21 protein-coding genes are annotated in these 25,124 nt (G+C 71.7%); 11 read left to right on the top strand and 10 right to left on the bottom strand.

Features of this window, described 5'->3' with window-relative positions:
• Positions 1 to 107: 107 nt before the first annotated feature.
• Entirely contained in the window at positions 108 to 512 is a 405-nt protein-coding gene (gene sodN, locus V5O40_RS24320; RefSeq protein ID WP_210941097.1) for a superoxide dismutase, Ni, read from the bottom strand.
• Between the two features lie 25 nt (positions 513 to 537).
• On the opposite strand from sodN, the gene V5O40_RS24315 reads away from it, so the two are divergent.
• From V5O40_RS24315 to V5O40_RS24305, 3 genes are all read left to right on the top strand, one after another.
• Positions 538 to 930 carry a S24/S26 family peptidase gene (locus V5O40_RS24315; RefSeq protein WP_332907613.1) on the top strand — a complete coding sequence of 131 codons (393 nt, stop codon included), beginning with the start codon at positions 538 to 540 and terminating at the stop codon, positions 928 to 930.
• Between the two features lie 135 nt (positions 931 to 1,065).
• Positions 1,066 to 2,244: an NAD(P)-dependent malic enzyme gene (locus V5O40_RS24310; RefSeq protein ID WP_332907612.1), complete on the top strand. Its 1,179-nt coding sequence runs from the start codon at positions 1,066 to 1,068 to the stop codon at positions 2,242 to 2,244.
• A gap of 65 nt (positions 2,245 to 2,309) precedes the next feature.
• Entirely contained in the window at positions 2,310 to 3,272 is a 963-nt protein-coding gene (locus tag V5O40_RS24305) for a zinc-binding dehydrogenase (RefSeq protein ID WP_332907611.1), read from the top strand.
• A 14-nt stretch (positions 3,273 to 3,286) separates the two neighbouring features.
• Here the strand turns inward: V5O40_RS24305 and V5O40_RS24300 are convergent, their stop codons facing one another.
• The gene (locus tag V5O40_RS24300) at positions 3,287 to 4,267 is read right to left on the bottom strand and encodes an alpha/beta hydrolase family protein (protein WP_332907610.1); all 981 of its coding nucleotides are present in this window, start codon (positions 4,265 to 4,267) and stop codon (positions 3,287 to 3,289) included.
• 170 nt (positions 4,268 to 4,437) lie between these two features.
• Between V5O40_RS24300 and V5O40_RS24295 the strand changes: the two genes are divergently transcribed.
• A complete protein-coding gene (locus tag V5O40_RS24295) occupies positions 4,438 to 4,605 on the top strand; it encodes a hypothetical protein (protein ID WP_210827066.1) in 168 nt (55 codons plus the stop codon).
• 12 nt (positions 4,606 to 4,617) lie between these two features.
• Here the strand turns inward: V5O40_RS24295 and V5O40_RS24290 are convergent, their stop codons facing one another.
• Positions 4,618 to 5,736 (bottom strand): acetate/propionate family kinase, encoded by a 1,119-nt coding sequence (locus V5O40_RS24290; RefSeq protein WP_332907609.1) that lies wholly within the window; start codon positions 5,734 to 5,736, stop codon positions 4,618 to 4,620.
• Positions 5,733 to 7,817 carry a phosphate acetyltransferase gene (gene pta / locus V5O40_RS24285; RefSeq protein ID WP_332907608.1) on the bottom strand — a complete coding sequence of 695 codons (2,085 nt, stop codon included), beginning with the start codon at positions 7,815 to 7,817 and terminating at the stop codon, positions 5,733 to 5,735. Before pta ends, V5O40_RS24290 begins: the two co-directional genes overlap by 4 nt.
• Before the next feature lie 391 nt (positions 7,818 to 8,208).
• Here pta and V5O40_RS24280 point away from each other — a divergent pair, with 391 nt between their 5' ends.
• Complete coding sequence (locus tag V5O40_RS24280; RefSeq protein ID WP_332907607.1) at positions 8,209 to 8,994, top strand: hypothetical protein; 786 nt, start codon at positions 8,209 to 8,211, stop codon at positions 8,992 to 8,994.
• Positions 8,987 to 11,164 (top strand): bifunctional polysaccharide deacetylase/glycosyltransferase family 2 protein, encoded by a 2,178-nt coding sequence (locus V5O40_RS24275; protein ID WP_332907606.1) that lies wholly within the window; start codon positions 8,987 to 8,989, stop codon positions 11,162 to 11,164. The genes V5O40_RS24280 and V5O40_RS24275 overlap by 8 nt, the downstream gene beginning before the upstream one ends.
• A gap of 51 nt (positions 11,165 to 11,215) precedes the next feature.
• On the opposite strand, the gene V5O40_RS24270 is transcribed toward V5O40_RS24275, so the two are convergent.
• The 6 genes from V5O40_RS24270 to V5O40_RS24245 form a co-directional block, all read right to left on the bottom strand.
• A complete protein-coding gene (locus V5O40_RS24270; protein ID WP_332907605.1) occupies positions 11,216 to 12,241 on the bottom strand; it encodes a glycoside hydrolase family 6 protein in 1,026 nt (341 codons plus the stop codon).
• A gap of 55 nt (positions 12,242 to 12,296) precedes the next feature.
• The gene (locus V5O40_RS24265) at positions 12,297 to 12,476 is read right to left on the bottom strand and encodes a DUF6104 family protein (RefSeq protein WP_164447706.1); all 180 of its coding nucleotides are present in this window, start codon (positions 12,474 to 12,476) and stop codon (positions 12,297 to 12,299) included.
• A gap of 87 nt (positions 12,477 to 12,563) precedes the next feature.
• A complete protein-coding gene (locus V5O40_RS24260; RefSeq protein WP_332907604.1) occupies positions 12,564 to 16,373 on the bottom strand; it encodes a multifunctional oxoglutarate decarboxylase/oxoglutarate dehydrogenase thiamine pyrophosphate-binding subunit/dihydrolipoyllysine-residue succinyltransferase subunit in 3,810 nt (1,269 codons plus the stop codon).
• A 262-nt stretch (positions 16,374 to 16,635) separates the two neighbouring features.
• On the bottom strand, positions 16,636 to 17,451 hold the full coding sequence (locus V5O40_RS24255) for an ABC transporter permease (RefSeq protein WP_332907603.1): 816 nt from the start codon (positions 17,449 to 17,451) through the stop codon (positions 16,636 to 16,638).
• Positions 17,448 to 18,383, bottom strand: coding sequence for an ABC transporter ATP-binding protein (locus V5O40_RS24250; RefSeq protein ID WP_332907602.1), 936 nt, complete (start codon positions 18,381 to 18,383; stop codon positions 17,448 to 17,450). The genes V5O40_RS24255 and V5O40_RS24250 overlap by 4 nt, the downstream gene beginning before the upstream one ends.
• 147 nt (positions 18,384 to 18,530) lie before the next feature.
• Complete coding sequence (locus V5O40_RS24245) at positions 18,531 to 19,178, bottom strand: hypothetical protein (protein WP_332907614.1); 648 nt, start codon at positions 19,176 to 19,178, stop codon at positions 18,531 to 18,533.
• 162 nt (positions 19,179 to 19,340) lie between these two features.
• Between V5O40_RS24245 and V5O40_RS24240 the strand changes: the two genes are divergently transcribed.
• The 5 genes from V5O40_RS24240 (at position 19,341) to V5O40_RS24220 (ending at position 25,088) form a co-directional block, all read left to right on the top strand.
• Entirely contained in the window at positions 19,341 to 20,105 is a 765-nt protein-coding gene (locus V5O40_RS24240) for a GNAT family N-acetyltransferase (protein ID WP_332907601.1), read from the top strand.
• The gene (locus V5O40_RS24235) at positions 20,102 to 21,079 is read left to right on the top strand and encodes a lysophospholipid acyltransferase family protein (protein WP_332907600.1); all 978 of its coding nucleotides are present in this window, start codon (positions 20,102 to 20,104) and stop codon (positions 21,077 to 21,079) included. The genes V5O40_RS24240 and V5O40_RS24235 overlap by 4 nt, the downstream gene beginning before the upstream one ends.
• 111 nt (positions 21,080 to 21,190) lie before the next feature.
• Positions 21,191 to 21,892: a response regulator transcription factor gene (locus V5O40_RS24230; protein WP_093405284.1), complete on the top strand. Its 702-nt coding sequence runs from the start codon at positions 21,191 to 21,193 to the stop codon at positions 21,890 to 21,892.
• A complete protein-coding gene (locus tag V5O40_RS24225; protein ID WP_332907599.1) occupies positions 21,889 to 23,442 on the top strand; it encodes a HAMP domain-containing sensor histidine kinase in 1,554 nt (517 codons plus the stop codon). Before V5O40_RS24230 ends, V5O40_RS24225 begins: the two co-directional genes overlap by 4 nt.
• Before the next feature lie 62 nt (positions 23,443 to 23,504).
• Positions 23,505 to 25,088, top strand: a complete 1,584-nt coding sequence (locus V5O40_RS24220) for a trypsin-like peptidase domain-containing protein (RefSeq protein WP_332907598.1) — start codon at positions 23,505 to 23,507, stop codon at positions 25,086 to 25,088.
• The last annotated feature ends 36 nt before the right edge of the window (positions 25,089 to 25,124 follow it).

Genomic DNA, 25,124 nt, shown 5'->3' with positions numbered 1-25,124 from the left:
TTCGGGAGCGAGGCCGAGGACCACCGCGTCGGAGGTCGACGCGTCCTTGGGGGACACGTCGACCGCCGACGCGATGAATCAACCTCAGGTGCCGTACGCGGGCGACGTCACGCCTGCTTGGTCTCCCAGAAGATCTTGGAGATCTCGTCGATCTTCTGGAGCAGCTCGTCCGCCTTGCTCGGGTCGGTGGCACCCTTGGCGCCGGCCGCGCCGGCCAGCTTGGTGGCCTCGTTGAAGAGCTGGTGCAGGTGCGGGTACTTCTCGAAGTGCGGGGGCTTGAAGTAGTCGGTCCACAGCACCCAGAGGTGGTGCTTGACCAGTTCGGCCCGCTGCTCCTTGATCAGGATGGCCCTGGTGCGGAACTCCGGGTCGGTGTTGGCCTGGTACTTCTCGCAGATCATTTTCACCGACTCGGCCTCGATGCGGGCCTGCGCGGGGTCGTAGACACCGCAGGGCAGGTCACAGTGGGCGCTGGCGCTCACGCGGGGCGCAAGGATGCGTGGAAGTCGCATCGGGATCCTCCATGGGAAGTTTGCGATGATCCAAGACGACATTACTCCTGGACGGTGGTCCCCGAGGCCGCTGGAGGTGAAACCCGTGCCCGCCCCCCGGCTGCGGTGGCCGCTGTCGGCCGTGCTGGTGACCGGACCCTCCATGGCGCCCACGCTGCGCCATGGCGACGCGGTACTGGTGCGCCGGGGCGGCCGGGCGACCCGGCCCGGTGACGTGGTGATCGCGGTGTTCCGCAGCCGACCGGACCTGCTGGTGGTCAAGCGGGCGGTCCACCCCGTCGACGGCGGCTGGTGGCTGGCCGGAGACAACGGACTGGTCACCGACGACTCCCGCGCCTACGGCGTGGCTGACGTGCGGGGCCGGGTGGTGGCGCGGTACTGGCCCCGGCCCGGCCGGGTGCCGCCAAGACCGTTATGAACCTGCTCACATACTGGACCCTCGGGCGTGACTATGCTCGGAAGTGCCCGGGTGACCCCCCGCACCGCCGCCGCTCGCTCGCCTCACCGTGCGCCCGACCGGCCGGCCCAGTTGCTCGATTCTTCTGGAGTCACCATGTCTTCGTCCACCGTGGACCCTGCTGATCCCGTCTTCGACCTGCACCGGGGCGGCAAGATGGCCGTCGTCTCGACCGTGCCGCTGACCAGCCGGGACGACCTGTCCCTCGCGTACACCCCGGGCGTGGCCCGGGTCTGCGAGGCGATCGCCGCCGACCCGACCCTCGCCCACGACTACACCTGGGCCTCGCGCGCCGTCGCGGTGGTCACCGACGGCTCGGCCGTGCTCGGTCTCGGCAACATCGGCCCGAGCGCCGCGCTGCCCGTGATGGAGGGCAAGGCCGTGCTGTTCAAGCAGTTCGGCGGGGTCGACGCGGTACCGGTCTGTCTGGCCACCCAGGACGTCGACGAGATCGTCGCGGTGGTCACCGCGCTCGCGCCGTCGTTCGGCGGCATCAACCTGGAGGACATCAGCGCTCCCCGGTGCTTCGAGGTGGAGCGGCGACTCGACGAGGCGCTGGACATCCCCGTCTTCCACGACGACCAGCACGGCACCGCGATCGTCGTGCTGGCCGCGTTGCGCAACGCCGCGACGCTGCTCAACCGCAAGCTCGGCGACCTGCGGGTGGCCGTCAGCGGCGCGGGAGCGGCCGGCGTGGCGGTGACCAGGATGCTGGTGGCCGGTGGCGTGGACCCGGAGCGGGTGGTGGTCTGCGACTCCCGGGGCATCATCTCCCGGCGACGCACCGGCCTCACCGGGACGAAGGCCGAACTCGCCGAACTGACGAACGCCGACGGCCGGCACGGCGACGTCACCGAGGCGCTGCGCGACGCCGACGTGCTGATCGGGGTTTCCGGCGGGCTGATCCCCGAACGAGCGGTCGCCGGCATGGCCCCGGGCGGCATCGTGTTCGCGCTGGCCAATCCCACTCCGGAGGTGGATCCGGAGGTGGCTGCCCGACACGTCGCGGTGGTCGCGACCGGCCGCAGTGACTACCCGAATCAGATCAACAACGTGCTGGCCTTCCCGGGCGTGTTCCGGGGTGCGCTGGAGGCCCGGGCCAGCCGGATCACCGACGCCATGAAGGTCGCCGCGGCCGACGCGATCGCCTCCGTGGTGGCCGAGTCGCTTACGCCCGAGGCCATCGTGCCCTCGCCGCTGGACCCACGGGTGGCACCGGCGGTCGCCGACGCGGTGGCCGAGGCGGCCCGCCGGGACGGCGTGGCCCGCGCCTGAGTTGTGAGAAGGGCCCTGTCCGCGCACACGCAGGGCCCTTCTTAACGGGCGCTCAGCTTGTTACGGTGCGGATCATGCGTGCCGCCTTCGCCTCCCGTTTCGACGACGCCGACCCGCTCGCCGCGCTCACCGTCGGTGAACAGCCCGAGCCGAGCCTGCCCGACGACGGCTGGGTGACGCTGCGCGTCACGGCCAGCTCGCTCAACCACCACGACCTCTGGTCGCTGCGCGGCGTCGGGCTCCGCGCCGAGCAGTTGCCGATGATCCTCGGCTGCGACGCGACCGGGGTGGACCCGGACGGCAACGAGGTGGTCGTGTACCCCGTCGTGCCGACCCCGGGCGACCCGCGCGGGATGTCCATCCTCTCCGAGCACTTCCCCGGCACGCTCGCGGAGCGGGTGGCCGTACCCCGGTCGAACCTGCTGCCGTTGCCGGCGGGGCTGCCGGCGACCGACGCCGCGTGCCTGCCGACGGCCTGGCTGACGGCCTGGCGGATGCTCACCACCAAGGGTCGGGTCGCCGACGCCGACGCGGTCCTGGTCCAGGGCGCCGGCGGTGGCGTGGCCACCGCGGCCGTCGTGCTGGCCGCCGCGATGGGCAAGCGGGTGTACGCGACCAGCCGCGACGCCGCCAAGCGCGAGCGCATCACCGAGTTGGGCGCGACCGCCGTGGAACCGGGCGCGCGGCTGCCCGAACGAGTGGACGTGGTGATCGAGACGGTCGGTGCGGCCACCTTCGACCACTCGTTGAAGTCGGCCGCCCTGGGTGCCCGGATCGTGGTCTCCGGCGCGACCGCCGGCCACGAGCCCACCGTCAACCTGCGCCGGGTCTTCGCCATGCAGCTGGAGATCCTGGGCACCTCGATGGGTACGCCCGACGAACTTGCCGCCCTGCTCGCGTTCTGCGCCGAGCGGGGAGTGCGCCCCGTGATCGACAGCGTGGTGCCGTTCAGCCGGGTCGGCGACGCGTTCGCCCGGCTGCACTCCGGTGACGTCTTCGGCAAGGTGGTCGTCGACCACACCGCGTGAGTTCCGCGCGCCGCCTACAGGTTGTCGTCGAGCGTGGCGACGTCGTCGCGGGAGGCGGCGGTGGGGATGCGCTTGCGGGCTTCGGCGTCGCCGTAGAGCGTCCAGCGCAGGAACTCGGTGGTGGTCTCGGCGACGACCCGCAGCGTGGCGCCCTCACCGCGCAGCAGGGCGCGTCCGTGGTCGCCGTCGGGCAGGCTCAGCATCGCCTTCGGCCACGGCACCTTGTCGTACACGGCCTTGCCGGCGGCGTACCGCACCACCTCGTCGGCCTCGCCATGGACGAACATCTGGGGGGCGGCGGCACCGGCGAAGGCGGTGCCCACTCCCAGGGCGGTACCGGCGAAGACGACTCCGGCGGCCAGCCGATCGTCACGGCCGGCGGTGAACAGCCCGATGGTGGTCACCGCACCCGCCGAGTGACCCGCGGCGGCCACCCGGTCGGTGGCCAACCGCCCGCGTAGCGGGTCACCGTCGCGGGTGTCGAGGGCGAGCACCCGGGTCAGCGCGTACGACACGTCGGCCGGCTGGTTGAGCACGTCGAGCACGTTCGGGTCGCCCCCGCCACGGGAGGTCTTGGGGAAGGTCGGCGCGGCCACCACGAAACCGGCGGACGCCCATCGGGTCAGCAGCGCCTGGTAGTCGTCGGGACGACCGCCGAGGCCGTGACTGAACATGATCACCGGAAACCTACCGTCAGCGGCGTCGGCGCCACTTGTCGGCTTCCCCCCGGCCCGGCCGGCCGCCGGATACCAGACCGTCACCGGCAGCGGCCGGTCGCCGTCGCGGTTCAGCTTGAGCTGTCGTACGCCGAGCGCGAAGGTGCCGTCCGGGGCGCTGCCGGCGGGGATCGCCGGTGCTGACGACGCGGCAGCCGCGGTGGCCTCTGGTGTGGGTGTTCCCGCCCGGTCGGTGGGCTCACGGTCGGCGGAACACCCGACCAGAGCGCTGGCGACGAGGGTGGTGGCGACCAGAGCAGCGGCAGCACGACGTGACATGACTCCGATTGTGCCCGGCCCGATCTCCGGCACCGCCGGTCCGGTCGGGTGGATCTTGCACTTCTGGTCGGATGAATGTGGTTCCGCTGATGACTGTCGAGACGAAAAGTGCAAGATCGCGAGTGCTCCGGGGCACTGCGGGCTGGATCGGTTTCGCTAAGGTTCCCGGCATGGCTGAGAACTACACCGACCCGAGCGGCAACACCGAGGCGTTCCGCGCCTTCGCCAACCCGGAGGCCGCTCCGGCGGAGGCGGCGTCGCGTACCGGTCTGATCATCGGGGCGGCCGTGGTCGCCGCGGTGCTGCTCGCCCTCGCCACCTGGCTCGCCTTCGGCTGACCGGTCGGGGCGTCAGCTGCCGGCCGTGACCACGGCCCGGGCGGCGCGGGCGATCTCCCGCTCCTCGTCGGTGCCGATGACGCACACGGCGACCTCCGCGCCGTCCGGTGAGATGAACCGGTCGCCGCGGCCGTCGTTGCGGTCCGGGTCGATCGTGATGCCGAGCCGGTCCAGTCCGGCCAGCGCCGCCGCGCGTACCGGTGCCGCGTGCTCGCCGACCCCGGCGGTGAAGGTGACCGCGTCCACCCGGCCGAGCAACGCGTAGTACGCCCCCACGTAGCCGGTGATCCGGCGGCAGTAGACGTCGAAGGCGAGCGTCGCGGCCTCGTCGCCGGCCGCCCGGCGGGCGAGCAGTTCGCGCATGTCGTTGACCCCGCTGAGCCCGAGCAGGCCGCTGCGGTGGTTGAGCAGGTCGTCGATCTCGTCGACGCCCAGGCCGCCCTCGCGGCGCAGATGGAACATGATCGTGGGATCGAGGTCGCCACTGCGGGTGCCCATCACCAGGCCCTCCAACGGCGACATGCCCATCGAGGTGGCGACGCTTCGTCCGCCGGCCACCGCGCACGCGCTGGCGCCGTTGCCCAGGTGCAACGTGATCGTGTTGATCTCCTCGTACGGCCGGTCCAGCAGCTCCGCCGTGCGTCGGGACACGTACGCGTGGGAGGTCCCGTGGAAGCCGTACCGTCGGATCGAGTACCGCTGCGCCACCTCGCGGTCGATGGCGTAGGTGGCGGCGGAGTCGGGCAGCGTGTGGTGGAACGCGGTGTCGAAGACGGCGACCTGCGGTACCTCCGGCAGGGCTTGGCGGGCCACCTCGATGCCGGCGAGGTTCGCCGGGTTGTGCAGGGGGGCCAGTGGCACCAGGTCGGTGATGGCGGCCAGCACCTCGTCGTCGACGAGCGTCGGTGCGGTGAACCGCCGGCCGCCGTGCACCACCCGGTGCCCCACCACGGTGAGGCCGGTCAGGTCCAGGCCGTCCAGGATCTGCCGGATCGCGCCGGTGTGGTCGCTGGGACCGCCGCCGGGCTCGCCGATCCGTTCCACGGTGCCCCGGTCCAGTACGCGGTCGCCGTCGTACAGCCGGTACTTGATCGACGATGATCCGCTGTTGAGCACCAGCACCTTGCTCACCGGGGCACCTCGGCGAGCGCGGCGGCCTGGATGGCGGTGATCGCCACGGTGTTGACGATGTCCGGCACGGTGGCCCCCCGGGAGAGATCGTTCACCGGCCGGCGCAGGCCCTGCATGACCGGCCCGACGGCCACCGCCCCGGCCGAGCGCTGCACCGCCTTGTACGTGTTGTTGCCGGTGTTCAGGTCGGGAAAGATGAAGACCGTCGCGCGGCCGGCGACCGCGCTGCCCGGCAGCTTGGTGGCCGCCACGGCCGGGTCGATGGCCGCGTCGTACTGGATCGGACCCTCGACGGCCAGTTCGGGTCGGCGTTGCCGGACCAACTCGGTGGCCGCCGCGACCTTCTCCACGTCCTCGCCCGCGCCCGAGGCGCCGGTGGAGTAGGACAGCATCGCCACCCGGGGCTCGATGCCGAACCGGGCCGCCGTGTCCGCCGAGGAGATGGCGATGTCGGCGAGCTGGGCGGCGTCCGGATCACGGTTGACCGCGCAGTCGCCGTAGACCAGCACCCGGTCGGCGAGCAGCATGAAGAAGACGCTGGAGGCGACGGAGACCTCCGGCATGGTCCTGACGATCTCGAAGGCCGGCCGGATGGTCGCCGCCGTGGTGTGCGTGGCGCCGGAAACCATGCCGTCGGCGTGGCCCGCCCACACCATCATGGTGCCGAAGTAGTTCGGCTGGGCGACGATGTCGTGCGCCAGCTCGGCGGTGACTCCCCGGTGCGCGCGCAGCTTCGCGTACGCCTCGGCGAACTCGTCGCGCCACGGGCTGCTCGCCGGGTCCACCACCCGCGCCTCGCCGATGTCCAACCCGAGTTCCCGGGCCCGCCGGGCAACCTCGTCCGACCGGCCGAGCAGGGTCAGGTCGGCGACTCCCCGGCGCAACAGGATCTCGGCGGCGCGCAGGATCCGTTCCTCGGTGCCCTCCGGCAGCACCAGATGTCGCCGTCCGGCCCGGGCGCGGTCGATCAGGTCGTACTCGAACATCAACGGGGTGACCCGGGCGGACCGGCTGACCCGGAGCCGGCCGGCCAGCTCGACGGTGTCCACGTGCGCCTCGAAGGCGCCCAGCGCGGCCTCCACCTTCCGGGGGTTCCCGTTGCTGGGCCGGCCCTCGATCCGGCTCGACGCGGCCACCGTGTGATAGCTGTCGCTGGTCACCGAGAGCACCGCGAGTCGGGCGTTCAGTGCCTCCACCAGACGCATCGCCCGGGGGTCGGGCGGCACCCCGAGGGTGAGCACCAACCCGGCCAGCGACACCTGCCCGGCCACGTGCGCGGCGCTCGCCGCCACCAGCAGATCGTCCCGGTCACCGGGCATGATCAGCAGTGCGCCCTCGGTCAGGTGTTCCAGCAGGGTCGGCACGTGCGCCGCACCGACGACGTAGTCGAGCACGTCGCGGGCGAGCGCGGTCTCGTCGCCGGCCAGCAGCGTGGCACCCAACGCGCCCGCCACCTCCGCCACCGTCGGCGCCGACACGCTCGGCACCTCCGGGATGGCGTACGCGGGGACCGGCAACCGGGGCAGCGCCATCGCCCCGGGAACCCGGTTGGCCAGCACCGCGAGCACGGTCGCGCCGAGGTCCGCGAGGTCGTGATAGGCGCCTCGGGCGGCTGCGGCGATCGCCGACGGCTGCTGCCCGTAGCCGTCGACCACCGGCACCACGACGCTGCCGAACTCGGTGGCCAGCCTGGCGTTGAAGGCCAGCTCGCGTGGGCCGGCGGTGTCACCGGCGGTGGCGAAGTCACTGCCCACCACGACCATCGCCGCGAACCGCCGCTCCACCTCCCGGTAACGCTCGACGATCCGGGAGATCAGTTCCTCCCGACGACCGTCGGCGACCAGGGCGGTGGCCTCGGCGTACGTGGTGCCGTTCAGGTCCGACACCGGTAGGCCCACCCGGTAACGCTCGCTGAGCAGGGTCAGGATCGGGTCGGGGCGATCCTGCGCGACCAGCGGCCGGAACACGCCGATCCCGCCGACCTGTCGGGACAGCAACTCGGCGAGGCCGAGGGCGATGGTCGACTTCCCCCCGCCCGAGCCGACACTGGTCAGGTAAACGCTGCGGGCCACGGCACTCACGCTACAAGATCAGGGTGGTTCTCGCGTGGGTCCTCGGGCCCGCCCACCCGGGCCCTCGGGTGACCACCCGTCCGACGAGCGCCCGGCTGACCTCCGGCTCGGCCAGGAAGATCTTTATTTTGGCCCGACCGACCAGGGGCGGCGGCCGGACCATCCGGTCCCTACACCGCCAGCACGAGCGCAGCCGGTACGTTCGACCTGCTCCCGGCCGGTTTCGGCGAGCCACAAGGAGCCGGTTCGAGTAAACGGACCGCCTACCGGTCGAGGCAGTGCTCACGCTCCGCGATTCGACGCTCACGCGGTTGCGCCGTTCGTCAGGTGACCTGCGATGGCCGTCCCATCGCCGGGCTCCCCGACTAAGCCGAGAATTGTTCACTCCTAGACTCCCGGCATGACTGCGGACCGTCTGACCAGCGCCGATGCGGCCGACGGCGGGCGGGGACCCGAGCGGACCACGGCCACCGAACCGGCCACGACGCCAAGGCCCGCAGCGGCACCGATGGTGGCGTCGCCCGCCGTGGCGGAGGCCCCGACAGTGGTGCGGCCGGCCGTACCGGACGTGCCTGCGATGGTGCCGCCGGTCGTTGCAGATGCCCCTACTCTCGTGCAGCCGGCCGTGTCGGACGTGCCTGCGGTGGTGGACGCCCCCACGGTGGTGCTGCCGGGGGACAGCCCCACCACCGTGATGGCCGCCGTACCCCAGCCACCGCCGGTCTTCGTGGACCCGAGCGGCCGGCGCCGGTCCCGGTTGCGCTGGATCGGGTACGCCCTGGGGCTGGTGGGTCTGCTCTACACCGGCCTGGTCGTGGCGAGCTTCGCGGGTGGTCCGGTGAACGCCGACAGGGTGCTGCCCTTCGTGGAGCCGACCCGCCGGCCCTGGCAACCGCCACCGGCCCCGTCGATCCCCGCCGTGCAGGCGCCGCCGAGCACGGCCGCCTCCCGGACCACGGGCGGCGGTGCGCCGCGCCCGCAGGCCACCCCGACCCGGGCAGCCAGGACGACAAGCATCCCGGCGCCAGCCAGCCGTACCTCGTCGTCGCCACCGGCGTCACCGCGACCCTCCCGGTCGACCACACCGGCGACCACTCCCAGCGTCGAGCCGTCCAGCACGGCACCGGCGTCGCCGAGCGTCGACCCGTCGGACGGTGCCGACGAGGCCGTCCCGGCCGATGACTGAGTTGCCGGCGCGCCGGTCCCGCCGGCCGGTACGAGGGCGCCGCGTCGTGCCACCGCCGAGCTGGACCCTTTTCGGTGTCCTCTGCGCGATGCTCGCCGCCGTGCTGCTCGTCGGCGCGTACGCCAACGCGTCCTTCGCGCCGGATCGTCAGACCAGCCACGACGGGCAGCGTGCGGTGCCGACGGCGGTGGTCGCCGGTGGCCCGATCATCAGCAGCACCGGTGGGCTGACCCGGTCGTACCGACTGCCCCCGCGCACCGTCGCGCTCACCTTCGACGACGGTCCCGACCCGGTCTGGACCCGCGAGGTGCTGCGGGTGCTGGCCGCTCATCAGGTGCCGGCGACCTTCTTCGTGGTCGGTTCGCAGGTGGCCCGCCATCCGGAGCTGGTTCAGGAACTGGCCGCCGACGGCCACGAGATCGGCGTGCACACCTTCACGCATCCGGACCTGACCGTGCTGCCCGACTGGCGACGCCGGATGGAGTACACCCAGACCCAGTTGGCAATCGCCAGCGCGACCGGAGTCCGTACCGCGCTGATCCGTTTTCCCTACTCCTCCTACGCCCAGGCCATCAACGATCTGGACTGGCCGGTGTTCGCCCAGGCCGGCGAGCTGGGTTACCTCAACGTGCTCAACGACACCGACAGCCGGGACTGGGCGTTGCCCGGCGTGGAGCAGATCCTCGCCAACGCCACGCCGCCCGGATACTCGGGGGCCATCACGCTCTGGCACGACGCGGGCGGCGAACGGGCGCAGACCGTCGCCGCGCTCGACCGGTTCATCCCGCTGATGAGGGAGCGCGGCTACCGCTTCGTCACCGTCACCGGTGGCCTGAACCTCGCGCTGGCCGAGGCCGGCGTCGACCACCGGGTCGACGCCGGTCAGCCGGCCAGCACCGGGGAGCGCTGGCGCGGCCGGATGCTGATCTGGGGGGTGCAGGGCGCGGACCGGACGCTGGGCTGGCTCGGGTTCATCTTCCTGGCGGTGGGCGCGCTGACGGTGGCTCGTACCGTCCTGCTGCTGGTGCTCGCCGGCCGGCACGCCCGGCGACGCCGCGCCCCTGACTGGGCCTGGGGGGCGCCGGTGACCGAGCCGGTCTCGGTGATCGTGCCCGCGTACAACGAGAAGGAGGGGATCGCCGCGGCCGTCCGCTCGCTGGCCGGTGGCGACCATCCGGGCGGCATCGAGGTGATCGTGGTCGACGACGGCTCCACCGACGGCACGGCGGAGATCGTCGAGGCGCTGCGGCTGCCGAACGTCCGGGTCGTCCGCAAGCCCAACGGCGGCAAGCCGAGCGCGCTGAACACCGGGGTCGCGCTGGCCCGGCACGAACTGATCGTGATGGTCGACGGGGACACCGTGTTCGAGCGCGACTCGGTGCGACGGCTCGTCCAACCCTTCGCGGATCCGCAGGTCGGCGCGGTCGCCGGCAACGTCAAGGTGGGCAACCGCGACAGCCTGATCGCCAAGTGGCAGCACATCGAGTACGTCATCGGCTTCAACCTCGACCGTCGGCTGTACGAGACGTTGCGCTGCATGTCCACCGTGCCAGGGGCCATCGGTGCCTTCCGCCGGCAGGCGCTGCGCTACGCCGGTGGCCTGACCGACGACACGCTGGCCGAGGACACCGACATCACCATGGCGCTCGGCCGTGCCGGCTGGAAGGTGGTCTACGAGGAGACGGCCCGGGCGTGGACGGAGGCCCCGGCGACGCTGGGGCAGTTGTGGAAGCAGCGGTACCGGTGGAGCTACGGCACCATGCAGGCGATGTGGAAACACCGCCGCTCACTTGTCGACCGCGGCGCCTCCGGCCGATTCACCCGTCGCTGCCTGCTGTTTCTGAGCCTGTTCGGGGTGCTGCTGCCGCTGCTGGCACCGGTGATCGATCTACTCGCGCTCTACGGCCTGTTCTTCCTCGACCGGACCGCGACGGCGGTGGCCTGGCTGGTCATGCTCGCCTTGCAGACGCTCACCGCCGTGGTCGCGTTCCGCCTCGACCGGGAGAAGCTCAGCGTGCTGTGGGTGCTGCCGTTGCAGCAGTTCGTCTACCGCCAGCTGATGTACCTGGTGATGATCCAGTCCGTGACCACCGCCCTCACCGGTGGCCGCCTGGGCTGGCAGAAGCTCCGCCGCACCGGCCTGACACCCACCCCCACCAACCCGCGTTGATCATGAGGTTAGCCGGATTCTTGTCCCGTTTTGTTGCCGCTAACCTCATGATCAACGGGTTGTTGGGGGGTCGACGAGCGAGATGGCGTAGGTGGGCCAGAACTGGCCGGCGGGTGGTTCGCCGGTACGGCAGTCGCCGTCGGACTCGCCGGGGAACTTGATCCAGAGGAGGGCGTCGACCCGGGGTAGGCCGGCTTCGGCGGTGGGTTCCTCGCCGATCGCCCGGCCCGGCGGGTTGCACCAGCTCGGCGCACCGCCGACCCGTTCGGCCGGGTAGGGGCCGTTGCCGTTGCGGCTGGTGTCGATGACGAACGTGGTGTCACCGCCGAGCGCGTCGGAGATCCGGTGACCGTAGGTGACGTTGTCCGTGGTGCGGACGAAGTTCGCCACGTTGAGCGCGAACCCGTCGGCCTGATCCACGCCGGCCTGGCGCAGGGCTGCCGCCACCGCCTCGACGTCGCGGATCCACCCCGGATGCCCCGCATCGAGGTAGATCCGGGCGGTGCCGGTGCTGGCGAGCACGGTGACCGCGTCGCGCAGCAGGGCGAGCCGGCCGGCGGCGTCGCGGACGCAGCCGGCCACCGCGTCGGGCAGCGCACCCGGTTCGAGGACGACGATCACCGGACGGCCGGCGACACCGGCCGCGACGTCGCGGATCCACGCCTGGTACTCCGCGCCGGTACGGGCGCCACCCTCGCCCTGCCGGCCGCAGTCGCGTTGCGGCACGTTGTGCACCACAAGCACGGGTGTCTGGCCCGCGATCGCGGCCTGCCCCAGGAAGGCGTCGACCTCGTCGCGCGCCGCGTCGCCGGTCAGCCACTTCGCGCTGGGCCGGCTGCCGATCAACCGCAGTGCCTCTGCCGCGGTCGAGTCACCCTGGGCCACGTGCCGCTGTGCCTCCGCTTCGGCCGGATTGGCCGGGTCGAGATAGAACACCGAGGGCACGGGCGGCGGCGCGGAGCCGACCGGGTCGGGTGGCCGAGGTGGGGCGGGTTCGTCGGAACACCCGGCCAGCAGCAGTGCCAGGGCGACGCCGGCGGCCACGACCGCCCGGCGACCCGACACGGTGACGGGCACGCTCGGCGACCGCCCGCGTCGAGGCTGGGCAACCGCGCGGGTGGTGGACACGGGATCAGTCGTCGTCTTCGTCGTCGAGCCGGGCCAGCCAGGTGGCGAACCGTTCGATCGGGGTCTCGAACTCCGGGTTCAGGTCGACGAAGTCACGCAGCCGTGCGCCCAGCCACTCCAGGCTGACCTGCTCGTCGCCGCGCCGCTCGACCAGTTCCTCGATGCCCCGGTCGGTGAAGTACATCGGTCCGCTCGCTTCCTCACCGGAGCCCCGGTGAAACCGTCCGGTCCCGTCCCACCCTGGGGCGGGACGGGACCGGGTGAGTTCTCGTCAGGGGCGGGGGAGTGCCGCCTCGATCAGCGCGGTCTGCTCGACCTCGTGCATCTTCGCCGACCCGACGGCCGGAGCCGCGGCGGCCGGACGGGAGATGCGTCGAAGCCGGACGTCGTCGAGGTGCTCCAGCAGGTTGAGCGCGACGAAGGACCAGGCGCCCTGGTTGGCCGGCTCCTCCTGGACCCAGGCGAAGTCCTCCGCGTTCGGGAACTGCGCGAGCGCGGCGCGGATCTCCTCCACCGGCATCGGGTAGAGCTGCTCCAGGCGGATGATCGCCGTGTTGCTGATGCCACGCTCCTGCCGGGCCTGGAACAGGTCGTAGTAGACCTTGCCCGAGCAGAGCAGCACCCGCTTGACCCGCTCGGGGTTGCCGGCCGCCGGGTCGGCCAGCACCGGGGAGAAGCCGCCGGTGGTGAAGTCCTCCACCGAGGAGACGCAGAGCTTGTGCCGCAACAGCGACTTGGGCGTGAACACCACGAGCGGCTTGCGCTTGGGCGACAACGCCTGCCGGCGCAGCAGGTGGAAGTAGTTCGCCGGCGTCGTCGGGTTCGCCACCCGCATGTTGTCCTCGGCGCAGAGCTGGAGGAAGCGCTCCGGGCGGCCGGAGGTGTGGTCCGGTCCCTGACCCTCGTGGCCGTGCGGCAACAGCAGGGTCACCGCGGAACGCTGGCCCCACTTCACCTCGCCTGAGGAGATGAACTCGTCGATCACGGACTGGGCACCGTTGACGAAGTCGCCGAACTGCGCCTCCCAGCAGACCAGCGCGTCCAGGTTCTCCACCGAGTAGCCGTACTCGAAGCCCATCGCGGCGTACTCGCTCAACAGCGAGTCGTGCACGAAGAACCGGGACCGCTCGCCGTCGGCGGTGAGCGACTGCAACGGCAGGTAGTCGTCTCCGGTTTCCGCGTCGACGATCGAGGCGTGCCGCTGCACGAAGGTGCCGCGGCGCGAGTCCTGCCCGGCTAGCCGGACGGTCACCCCGTCGTGCAGCAGTGCGCCGAAGGCGATGATCTCGCCGAAACCCCAGTCGATGTTGCCTTCGACGGCCATCCGGGCCCGCCGGTCGAGCAGCTGCCGGATCCGCTTGTGCGGCGTGAAACCGTCGGGCAGGTTGACGTGCGCCTCACCGATGGCCTTGATGACCGACGCCTCGGTCGCCGTCTCCACCTGCGGCTCGGGCTCGTCCTGCCGGGGTGGGCGGCTCAGCTGGCGTGGCGTGCTGGCCGCGTCGCGGGTGGCCTTGAAGACCCGCTCCAGCTGTGCCTGGTAGTCGCGCAGCAGTTCCTCGGCGTCTTCCACGGTGATGTCACCCCGCCCGATCAGCTCCTCGGTGTAGAGCTTGCGGACCGAGCGCTTCGAGTCGATGATCCGGTACATCTGGGGGTTGGACATCGAGGGGTCGTCGCCCTCGTTGTGCCCGCGCCGCCGGTAGCAGACCAGGTCGATGACGACGTCCTTGTTGAACGCCTGGCGGTACTCGAAGGCGAGCCGGGCCACCCGGACGACGGCCTCCGGGTCGTCGCCGTTGACGTGGAAGATCGGGGCCTGGATCATCCGGGCCACGTCGGTGCTGTAGAGGCTGGAGCGGCTGTACTCCGGCGCGGTGGTGAAACCGACCTGGTTGTTGACCACCACGTGGACCGTCCCGCCGGTGCGGTAACCGCGCAGCTGGGAGAGGTTCAGCGTCTCGGCCACCACGCCCTGGCCGGCGAAGGCCGCGTCGCCGTGCACCGCCAGCGGCAGCACGGTGTAGCCCTCCAGCTTGAGGTCGATGCGGTCCTGCTTGGCCCGGACGATGCCCTCCAGCACCGGGTCGACGGCCTCCAGGTGCGACGGGTTCGCCACCACCGACACCTTGACGGCGTGGTCGCCGTCGGGAGTGGTGAACTTGCCGTTCTGGCCCAGGTGGTACTTCACGTCGCCCGAGCCCTGGGTGGAGCGTGGGTCCAGGTGTCCCTCGAACTCGGAGAAGATCTTCTCGTACGGCTTGCCGACGATGTTGGCCAGCACGTTGAGCCGGCCCCGGTGGGCCATGCCGATGACGACCTCGTCCAGCCCGTCCTCGGCGGCGTTCTCCAGCACCTCACCGAGCAGCGGGATGAGCGACTCGCCACCCTCCAGCGAGAAGCGCTTCTGGCCGACGTACTTGGTCTGCAAAAAGGTCTCGAAGGCCTCGGCGGCATTGAGCCGGTTGAGCACGTGCTTCTGCTCGCCGGCCGGCGGCTTCTCGTACTTGCGCTCGACCCGCTCCTGGATCCAGCGGCGCTCGGCCGGGTCCTGGATGTGCATGTACTCGATGCCGACCCGGCGGCAGTACGAGTCGCGCAGCACCCCCAGGATCTCCCGCAGCTTCATCCGCTGACGGCCGGCGAAGCCGTTCACCGGGAAGGTGCGGTCCAGATCCCACAGGGTCAGCCCGTGCTGGAGGACATCCAGATCCGGGTGCTTACGGATCTTGAACTCCAGCGGATCGGTGTCGGCCATCAGGTGACCGCGCACCCGGTAGGAGTGGATCAGCTCGTGGACCCGGGCGGTCTTGTTGATCTGACCTTCGCTGTCGACCGCGACGTCGCGCATCCAGCGCACCGGCTCGTAGGGGATCCGCAGCGAGGTGAAGATCTGGTCGTAGAAGCCGTGCTCGCCGAGCATCAGCTCGTGCATGACCTTGAGGAACTCGCCGGACTGCGCGCCCTGGATGATCCGGTGGTCGTATGTGCTGGTCAGCGTGATGACCTTGCTGACCGCCAGTTCGGCGAGGGTGGCCTCGCTCATGCCCTGGTACGGCGCCGGGTACTCCATGGCACCGACCCCGATGATCGCGCTCTGGCCCTGCATGAGTCGCGGCATCGAGTGCACGGTGCCGATGCCGCCCGGGTTGGTCAGCGAGATGGTGGTGCCGGAGTAGTCCTCCATGGTCAGCTCGTTGCGACGGGCGCGCCGCACGACGTCCTCGTACGCCTGCCAGAACTGCCGGAAGTCCATCTGCTCGCAGGCCTTGATGGAGGGAACCACCAGGTTGCGGCTGCCGTCGGGCTTGGTCAGGTCGATGGCGATGCCAAGGTTGACGTGCTCGGGGCGGACCATCACCGGCTTGCCGTCGACCTCGGCGAAGGAGTTGTTCATCTCGGGGTGGGCGACGAGCGCCCGCACCAGGGCGTAGCCGATCAGGTGGGTGAAGCTGACCTTGCCGCCGCGTCCCCGGGCGAGGTGGTTGTTGATCACGATGCGGTTGTCGACCAGGAGCTTGGCCGGCACGGCTCGGACGCTGGTCGCGGTCGGTACGGCCAACGAGGCGTCCATGTTCTGGACGATCTTGGCGGCCACTCCGCGCAGCGGCGTGGTCTGTGGCCCGCCGGTGGTGGGCGCGGTCCGGGTGGGCTGGCTCTTCGTCGGCTCGGCCTTGGCGGCGGCCGGCTTGGCGGCGGCCGGCTTCGCGGTGGTCGGCTTGGACGCGGCGGACGCCGGCTTCGAGGTCTCCGCCGCCGCGCGGCGGTCGCCCTTGCCTGCCGGTTCGCCCTTGCCCGTCGGCTCGGCCTCGGCCGCCGGTTCGCTCTTGGCCGCCGGTTCGTTCTTGCTGGCCGTCTCGGTCCTGGCCGGGGTGGCCTCCTTGGTCGCGGTGGTGGCCGGCCGCCCGTCACCGGTGCCCGCTGTGTGCTGACCGGGCCGGTAGTCGGCGAAGAAGTCGTGCCAGGCCGGGTCGACGCTGCGGGGATCGGCGAGGTAGCGCTGGTACATCTCCTCGACGATCCACTCGTTCGGGCCGAAACCCGCCAGTGGGTTCTCCTGCGAAGTCTGCTGGGTCGACACGGCCGGTAATCGCCTCTTTCACGCGGGTTTGTGTGTCACGCGGTGCCCGATGCGCCGGGACGGACGCACAGGACGGTTCCCAGGCTACGCCGTAGCCGACTCCGGGGCATTTCCGCCTCCGTCCCGTGGTCGGATTCACAGAAGATGCCAGAAGTTCGGTAAGCGCTGCGTATTCCCTTGATCGCTGCTATGGCCGACGGGCCCGGCGCGCCGGTGGACCGGGCCCGTCGGGGCGGGGGCGACCAGGTCGGCCGCCCGGTTGTCAGGAGATGTCGCGGCGCCGGGTGAGGAGGATCCCGACCAAGCCGCTGACCACGGCGTAGCCCACCAGTACGAGCGCGCCGACCCACCACGCGGGCAGCATCTCGTTCTCGCCCGGCGTGATCATGACCTGGGAGGCGGCGGCCGGCCAGATCACCTGCCACTTGATCACGGCCATGTTGTCGAGCACGTTGGCCAGCAGCAGGAAGAGCAGCCCCACCACCTGGGTGCCGATCAGGTAGAGCACCGAGGCGGTGATCACCGCACCCAACTGGTTGGTGATCAACGTGCCGATGCCCACGCCGAGCACCGTCCAGATCGCGTACGCCATCAGGTTGAGCAGCAGGGCCCGCTGGACCTCCCACTCACCGAGCTGGGTGCCGTAGTCGTTGAGGGACAGGAACGTCGCACCGGCGGCCAGGTCGATGATCGTGGTCACCAGCCAGAACGCGAAGCCGAGCAGGCTGGCCGCGACGAGCTTGCTGACGATCACCGAGGTGCGTCGCGGGGTGGCCAGGAACGTCGTGGTCGCGGTCTGGTGGAAGAACTCGTTGGTGACCATCAGGATGCCGATGAGCATCACGAACATCAGCCCCAGGTACTGCCCCGAGGTGTAGAGGTTCGCCGCCTGGCCGGGCGCGGAGGCGGCGTCGCCGGTGTAGCCGAACTCCTCGCCGCCGCCGCTGAGCGTCTCGGTGGCCAGCCACGCGTTGAAGGCGAAGGCCATGGCGATCGACAGGAACGCCCCGATGGCCAACCACCACCAGGTGCTGGTCGTACGGATCTTGAGCAGTTCGGAGCGGACAAGGTTGCTCATCGGATGCCCGCCTTTCCGGCCGTCAGTTCCAGGAACACGCGTTCCAGGTCGGGTCGTTCGGTGGTCAGCTCGTGCAGTTCCACCCCGGCGGTCAGGGCCGTCCGACCCACCGTCGGCGCGTCGACCCCGCCGATCAGCAGGGCACCCTGCCCGTCGTTCTCCACCGTGGCCGGCCCGCCCTGCAGCGCGGCGGTCAGCGCGTCGGCCTGTGGAGTGCGGACCCGCACCCGGACGCCCTGCGCCATCGACCCGATTACCTGCTCCACCGGACCCTGCCGGACCAACTGTCCGGCAGCGATGATCACCACGTCGTCGGCCAGCAACTGCATCTCGGAGAGCAGGTGGCTGGAGACGAGCACCGTGCGGCCCTCGGCGGCCAGGCCCTTGAGGAACCCGCGCATCCACCGGATGCCCTCCGGGTCCAGGCCGTTGGCCGGCTCGTCGAGGATCAGCACCCGGGGGTCACCGAGCATCGCCGCGGCGATGCCGAGCCGCTGCTTCATGCCCAGCGAGTAACCCTTGAACTTGCGCTTGGCCGCAGGGGTCAACCCGACCAGCTCCAACGCCTGGTCGGCCCGCTCCCGTGGCAGCCCGGCGGCCGCGGAGATCACTCGCAGGTGGTTGACTCCGGTGCGCCCCTTGTGCGCGCTGGACGCCTCCAGCACCGCGCCGACGTGCCGCAGCGGGTCGGCCAGGTCGGGGTAGCGCCGTCCGCCGATGGTGGCGGTGCCGGCGGTCGGGGTGACCAGGTTCAGCAGCATCCGCAGGGTGGTGGTCTTACCCGCACCGTTCGGGCCGAGGAAGCCGGTGACCCGACCCGGTTCGACCGTGAACGACAGGTTGTTGACCGCGAGCACGTTGCGGTATCGCTTGGTCAGACCGGAAACCACGATCTGGGCGTCGTTGGTGGGGCTTGGTCGCCCGTCGGTCATCGTTCTCCTCCCGTGTGGCGCCGGGGTGCGCCGTTGCACAGCGTGACGTTAATGGTCAAGTAATTCAATCGGGCTCGTTCGGGAAATCGTGGTCCGTCTCAGGCAGGAGACGTCTCATCCCCAGGTACGAGCCGATCACCGCCGGGTCTACACGGCGATCCAGGTCGCCCGGGCGTGACCGAGCGGGCGACCGTCCGGGGCGTACAGGCTGGTGTGCACGAACGCCTTGCGGCCCTCGGTGGCGATCACCGCACCGGTCACCACGCACTCGTCGTCGGGGCGGGGCAGCGCCTCGATCCGGGCCGCGATCCGGCCCAGCACGTACGGCCGGCCGGCACCGATTACCGCCCAGCCGCCGGGGCAGTCCAGGGCGGCCCAGACCGTGGCGGGGACGACCCGCCGAGGTGCCCGTACCGGCGCGGCCGTCCGGCCGTCCGGCAGCCGACCCGGAAAGATCCGCAGGCCGTCGGCGCGCCGCGGACCACAGACGTAGCAGCCGGGAAACGGGTGCTCCACCAGTCCCGGGTACGCCGCCGACGCGGCCCGGGCGGACGCCAGGTCCACCGGGGGGACGGCCTCGCCGAGATCGCCCGCCGGGCGCAGCTGCGCGATCACCTCGCCGGCCGGATCGAGCACCTGTGCGTCGACCAGGCTCAGCGGCGTGTCCAGCGGCGGCGGGCGGCGCAGGGTCACCTCGACCGGACCGTGCCCGCCGTACGCGGTGGCGAAGACCCCGGCGCTCCAACCGCCGTTGCCCGAGCCCGGTGGTCCGTTGAAGCGTCCCTCGATGATCATCAAGCCCTCCGCCCGCGCGGCCTCGTCGCCGACACCGGCAGCCTCGCACGCCGTCGCCGACGCCCGGCGCGGCGGGTCGGCCACCGGCCGCCGACCGGCGTTCACCGGATCGACATCGCTGGTCACCATGGCTGGCAACCGACCGGGCGCTACACAGAAGGCATGGCCGTTCTGCCAGCCGTGGACGTCGCACTGACGACCAGCGGCTACATCCTTTCGATCGCCGACAGTCCCAGCCAGGTCGAGGCCGCGCAACGCCTGCGTCATCAGGTGTTCGCCGGCGAGTTGGGCGCCACCGTGTCCGTCGACGCGGCCGGCCTCGACCGCGATGTCTTCGACACGTACTGCGACCACCTGGTGGTGCGCCAGGAGAGCAGCGGCGAGGTGGTCGGCACGTACCGGCTGCTTCCGCCGGGGCGTACCAGCCGCCGATACGCGGAGGGCGAGTTCGACCTGAGCGCGCTCGACCCGTTGCGGACCCAACTGGTCGAGGCCGGCAGGTCCTGCGTGCACCCCGCGCACCGCAGCGGGGCGGTGATCAACCTGATGTGGGCGGGCATCGCCCGCTACCTGCACCTGCGAGGGCTGCGCTGGCTCGGCGGGTGTGCCTCCGTGCCGGTGGGCGACGGTGGCCTCGCCGCCGCCGAGGTCTGGGCCCAGACCCGGGCGAAGCACCTGGCACCCCCGCGGCTGCGGGTCCGGCCGCTGCGCCCCTGGTTCGCCGAACCGGGTGTGCCGACCGAGACGATCGCCGGATCGGCCCGGTTGGTCCCGCCGCTGCTGCGCGGCTACCTGCGGCTCGGCGCCCAGGTCTGCGGCGAACCGGCGTACGACCCGGACTTCGGGGTGGCCGACTTCTACGTCCTGCTCTCGATGGACCGGATCAACCCGCGTTACCTGCGGCACTTCCTCGGCGGGCAACCGTGAGCCCGCTGTGGCGGCCCAGCTCCGGCTGCGGCCCGGCCTGTCTCCCCGGCCCGGGCGAAGCACCCACCATCCCGGTGCTCCGGCAACTGGGCCGTGCCGCCGGCCTGCTCGGCATGCTCGGGCTCGGCATCGGGCTGGCGGCCCTGCTTCCGGCGCTGCCGACGCAGGAGCGTCAGGCCGCGCTGCGCGGCTGGGCCCGCACCACGGCCCGCGCCTGCGGGGTACGCCTCGAAGTGCGCGGTCGGCTGCCCCGACGGCGGGCCCTGCTGGTCGCCAACCACGTTTCCTGGTGGGACGTCCTGGCGCTGCTCGCGGTCGCGCCGGCCCGGCTGGTGGCCAAGCAGGAGGTACGCCGGTGGCCACTGATCGGCCTGCTCGCCCGCGCCGCCGGCACCGTGTTCGTGGATCGCTCCCGGCCTCGTGAGCTGCCCGCCACGGTGGGCCGGGTCGCCTCGGCGCTGCGGTCGGGCCGCTCGGTCGCGGTCTTCCCGGAGGGCACCACCTGGTGCGGCGGCGCGGCGTCCTGCCGGCCGGCGAACGGTTTCCGGCCGGCGATGTTCCAGGCGGCGATCGACGCCGGGGCACCCGTCGTGCCACTGCGGATCGGCTACCGCTGCGGAGTGACCGGTGAGACCACCACGGCCCCGGCCTTCGTCGGCGACGAGACCCTGCTGCGTTCGGTGCGGCGGATGCTCGCCGTGCGGACGCTGACGGTCCGGGTCGACATCGCCGCGCCGCTGCACCCCGCCCGCGCCACCGACCGGCGGGCACTCGCCCGGGTCGCCGAATCGGCCGTGCACCTCGTACCGTCGATGCCAGCCGCGCAGCCGGCGTCCGTGGTCACCGGGCCCGCCCAGCCGGTGCGCGTGCCGGCGCGGCCGGCAGCGGCGGTGCTACCGGTGACGCCCCGGTCCGCGACCGCGACGTCACCCGGGGCGGTGGCGGGGGAGCCGGAGCTGCCGTTGGCCGCCTGACAGTCGATGCCGGGGCACCCGGGTGGTGAGAGCGGCGCGGGCCCTGCCGCTCACAGGCTTTTTCCAGGATCCGCCCAGCGGAGGCGCAGTGTCTGCGCGGATGATGGCGGCATGGCCGCTACCCAGACCGAGGCGCGACTGCTCGTCGTCGAGGACGATCCCAACATCCTCGAACTGCTCTCCGCGAGCCTGCGCTTCGCGGGATTCGACGTGGCCACCGCCACCAGCGGCAGCGCCGCGCTGAGCGCGGCCCGGGACCATCGCCCCGACCTGGTGGTGCTCGACGTGATGCTGCCGGACCTCGACGGGTTCGAGGTGATCCGGATGATGCGCGAGGGCGGCACCCGTACGCCGGTGGTCTTCCTCACCGCCCGCGACGCCACCGACGACAAGATCCGTGGGCTCACCCTGGGCGGCGACGACTACGTGACCAAGCCGTTCAGCCTGGAGGAGCTGACCGCCCGGATCCGGGCGGTGCTGCGCCGCACCAGCACCGGCGACCAGGCACCCGCCCGGCTCACCTTCGCCGACCTGGAGTTGGACGAGGAGACCCACGAGGTGTACCGGGCCGGTCAGCGGGTGCAGCTGTCGCCGACCGAGTTCAAGCTGCTGCGCTACCTGATGCTCAACGCCAACCGGGTGCTGTCCAAGGCGCAGATCCTCGACCACGTGTGGAACTACGACTTCCGGGGCGACGACAACATCGTCGAGTCGTACATCTCGTACCTGCGCCGCAAGGTCGACACGACCGATCCCCGGCTGATCCACACCCTGCGCGGCGTCGGGTACGTCCTGCGCAAGCCGGCGGCGTGAACCCGTTACAGCAGGGCAAGACCCGACTCCGCGCGGTACCGCTGCGGGTGAAGCTGGTCGCGGCCGTGCTCGCCCTGGTCGCCGCCGCGCTGCTGGTGATCGCCTCGCTGACCACGATCTTCCTCCGCAGCTACCTGGTCGACCAGGTGGACGCCGAACTGCGGGGTGCCGCCCTCACCATCGAGACCGCCGTGTTCGCGCAGCAGGGCACGGTCGGCATCCCCACCGACTATCTGGTCGTCCTGACCAACCGCGATACCGGCCTCGTTGAGGGGGCGAAGTTCGACACCCGGCGATTCAGCTTCGCCGATGTGCCGGCCTGGCCCGAGGACGCCGCTGGATTCGAGCGGTTGGCCGGCGAGCCGTTCACCGCCCGCGCCCGTGGCGGCGAGGTGCGCTGGCGGATGCTCTACACCGAGCTGCCGAACGGGCAGTGGGCGATGATCGGGCAGCACCTCACCGACGTGGACAAGGCGGTGAAGCGGCTCATCTGGATCGACCTGTTGGTCGGCGGGGCGGTGCTGGTGCTGCTCGCCTCGATCGGCGCGGCGATCGTCCGGGCCAGCCTCAAGCCGCTGGTGGAGATCGAACGTACCGCCGCCGCCATCGCCGGTGGTGATCTCAGTCGGCGGGTGCCCGACCCGGAGGACGGCCAGCCCTGCCCGACGTCGGAGCTGGGGCGGCTGTCCCGGGCCCTGAACGCGATGCTCAGTCAGATCGAGATGGCCTTCACCGCCCGGGCGGCATCGGAATCCGCGGCCCGGTCCGCCGAGGCCGTCGCCCGGGATGCCGCCGAGGGGGCCCGCGCCTCCGAGGCCCGGGCCCGCCGCTCCGAGGAACGGATGCGGCAGTTCGTGGCGGACGCCTCGCACGAACTGCGCACCCCGCTGACCACGATCCGGGGCTTCGCCGAGCTGTACCGCCAGGGTGCCGCCCGCGCCCCGGAACAGACCTCCGACCTGCTGCGCCGGATCGAGGACGAGGCGGCCCGGATGGGTCTGCTGGTGGAGGACCTGCTGCTGCTGGCCCGGCTGGATCGCGAACGACCACTCTCGCTGGCCCTGGTGGAGCTGCCGGTACTGGCCGCGGACGCGGTGGCGGCGGCTCGGGCGACGGCACCGGACCGGCGGATCGAGCTGGAGATCGAACCCGACTCCGGGCCCCTGGTGGTGCGCGGCGACGACGCCCGGCTGCGGCAGGTGATCGGCAACCTGATGACAAACGCCCTGCGGCACACTCCGTCCGGTGCGGCGGTGACGTTGCGGCTGCGCGCCGAGCCCGGCAGCCTGGCGGTGATCGAGGTGGCCGATACCGGGCCGGGGCTCACCGTCGAGCAGGCGGAGCGGGTCTTCGAGCGTTTCTACCGGGTGGACGCCTCGCGAACCCGCCGCACCGACGGCAACACCGGCACCGGACTCGGCCTGGCGATCGTCGCCGCGTTGGTGACCGTGCACCAGGGCACGGTCGAGGTGACCGAGACGCCGGGCGGCGGTGCCACCTTCCGGGTACGGCTGCCGCTCGCACCGGCCACCGACATCGACGACCAGTGATTTTCAGCCAATCCTCAGTTCCGCCCAAGGCGGGACGCAGAGCAATGGGAGAAGGTAGGGGCATGACCGAGTACGAGTCCGACCCGCGCCGGCCGGCCCCCACCGACGCCGAGCCGTCGCAACCCGAGCTGTCCCGCGCCGAGTACGCGCGGTCCGACTCTCCGTCCACTGACCGTCCCGACGCCGACCCGACGGTCGAGGCGCCGACCGTACCGGTCCGGGCCGTCGACCCGTCGCCGTTCGGCCCGGACGGCGCACCGAGTCAGCCGGCCCCGGCCGCCGGCGGCTCGACCCCGGCGGCACAGCCGGTCTCCGGTCAGCCCGGTTGGGCGCCGACCGGCGGCCACCCGTACCAGCACCCGCACCAGCCCGGCGCCCGCTACCCCACGAACCCGTGGTATCCCGGCCAGCCCGCCTGGAGCGGTGCTCAGCCGACCGGGCCCGGTGCCGGACAGCCCGGGTATCCGGGGCAGGCCGCCGGAACGCCGAGCGGCTACCCGGGGCAGAGCGGAACGCCGAGCGGCTACCCGGGGCAGAGCGGAACTCCGGGCGGTTACCCGGGGCAGCCGAACCCGTGGGCCCCCACACCGTCCGGCGGGCCCCGCCTCGGCAAGATCGCCAAGCTGGCCGGGGCCGGCGTGGCCGTGTTCGCCCTGATGCTGGGCAGCGGCGTCGCCGGTGGGGCGCTCACCCTGGCGCTCAGCGACGGCGGCGCAATCACCCGCACCTACAGCGCCGCACCCGTGATCGACGGTGCCGACCTGCCGCGCATCGCCGCGTCGGTGCAGGACAGCGTGGTGTCCATCAGCACCGGCAGTGGTGAGGGCTCCGGCGTGGTGCTCAGTGCCGACGGCTACGTGTTGACCAACAACCACGTGATCGCCGGGGGCGGCGACACGGTCCGGGTCTTCTTCGCCGACGGCACCAGCACCCAGGCCGAGGTCGTCGGCACCGACCCGAAGACCGACCTCGCGGTGCTGAAGGCGAACGGGCTGACCGATCTCCAGCCGGCCACCCTCGGCGACAGCGACGCGATGCAGGTCGGCGACCAGGTGCTCGCCCTGGGCAGTCCGCTCGGCCTGCAGGGCTCGGTGACCGCGGGGATCCTCAGCGCCCGGGACCGCACCATCCAGGCCGGCGGGGGGCAGCAGCTACCCGGCCAGGCGGTGAGCTCGATCTCCGGGCTGCTGCAGACCGACGCGCCGATCAACCCCGGCAACTCGGGTGGCGCACTGGTCAACACCCGGGGCGAGGTGATCGGCATCAACACCGCGATCGCCACCGCGGGACAGGGCAACACCGGCAACATCGGCGTGGGCTTCGCCATCCCGAGCAACAAGGCCAAGGACGTCGCGGAGAAGCTCCAGCGCGGCGAGAAGATCAGCCACCCGTCGCTGGGGGTCAGCGTGAACGCGGCGCCCGACGGCGGCGCGCTGATCGGTGCGGTGAACCCGGGCAGTGCGGCCGAGCGGGCCGGGCTGCAACAGGGTGACGTGATCACCCGGTTCGGCGACAAGGTGATCAACGACTCCAACGACCTGGTGGCCGCCGTCCAGGCCGGCAAGGTCGGTGACCAGGTCGAGGTGACGTACCAGCGAAACGGGGCCGAGGCGACGGCAACCGTGACGCTCGCCGAAGCGTCCTAACGAGACAGGACCTGCTTCCTCCCTCCGGGGCGGCGG

The organism is Micromonospora palythoicola (assembly GCF_036689795.1).
Lineage (GTDB): Bacteria > Actinomycetota > Actinomycetes > Mycobacteriales > Micromonosporaceae > Micromonospora > Micromonospora palythoicola.
The sequence above is the reverse complement of the archived record's forward strand: the minus strand, read 5'-3'. Positions and strand labels throughout refer to the sequence as shown.

Excerpts from the sequence above, each read along its gene's own strand:
- sodN (WP_210941097.1), bottom strand. The coding sequence starts at position 512 with ATGCGACTTCCACGCATCCTTGCGCCCCGCGTGAGCGCCAGCGCCCAC.
- V5O40_RS24315 (WP_332907613.1), top strand. The coding sequence starts at position 538 with ATGATCCAAGACGACATTACTCCTGGACGGTGGTCCCCGAGGCCGCTG.
- V5O40_RS24310 (WP_332907612.1), top strand. The coding sequence starts at position 1,066 with ATGTCTTCGTCCACCGTGGACCCTGCTGATCCCGTCTTCGACCTGCAC.
- V5O40_RS24300 (WP_332907610.1), bottom strand. The coding sequence starts at position 4,267 with ATGTCACGTCGTGCTGCCGCTGCTCTGGTCGCCACCACCCTCGTCGCC.
- V5O40_RS24295 (WP_210827066.1), top strand. The coding sequence starts at position 4,438 with ATGGCTGAGAACTACACCGACCCGAGCGGCAACACCGAGGCGTTCCGC.
- V5O40_RS24280 (WP_332907607.1), top strand. The coding sequence starts at position 8,209 with ATGACTGCGGACCGTCTGACCAGCGCCGATGCGGCCGACGGCGGGCGG.
- V5O40_RS24275 (WP_332907606.1), top strand. The coding sequence starts at position 8,987 with ATGACTGAGTTGCCGGCGCGCCGGTCCCGCCGGCCGGTACGAGGGCGC.
- V5O40_RS24265 (WP_164447706.1), bottom strand. The coding sequence starts at position 12,476 with ATGTACTTCACCGACCGGGGCATCGAGGAACTGGTCGAGCGGCGCGGC.
- V5O40_RS24255 (WP_332907603.1), bottom strand. The coding sequence starts at position 17,451 with ATGAGCAACCTTGTCCGCTCCGAACTGCTCAAGATCCGTACGACCAGC.
- V5O40_RS24250 (WP_332907602.1), bottom strand. The coding sequence starts at position 18,383 with ATGACCGACGGGCGACCAAGCCCCACCAACGACGCCCAGATCGTGGTT.
- V5O40_RS24245 (WP_332907614.1), bottom strand. The coding sequence starts at position 19,178 with ATGATCATCGAGGGACGCTTCAACGGACCACCGGGCTCGGGCAACGGC.
- V5O40_RS24240 (WP_332907601.1), top strand. The coding sequence starts at position 19,341 with ATGGCCGTTCTGCCAGCCGTGGACGTCGCACTGACGACCAGCGGCTAC.
- V5O40_RS24230 (WP_093405284.1), top strand. The coding sequence starts at position 21,191 with ATGGCCGCTACCCAGACCGAGGCGCGACTGCTCGTCGTCGAGGACGAT.
- V5O40_RS24220 (WP_332907598.1), top strand. The coding sequence starts at position 23,505 with ATGACCGAGTACGAGTCCGACCCGCGCCGGCCGGCCCCCACCGACGCC.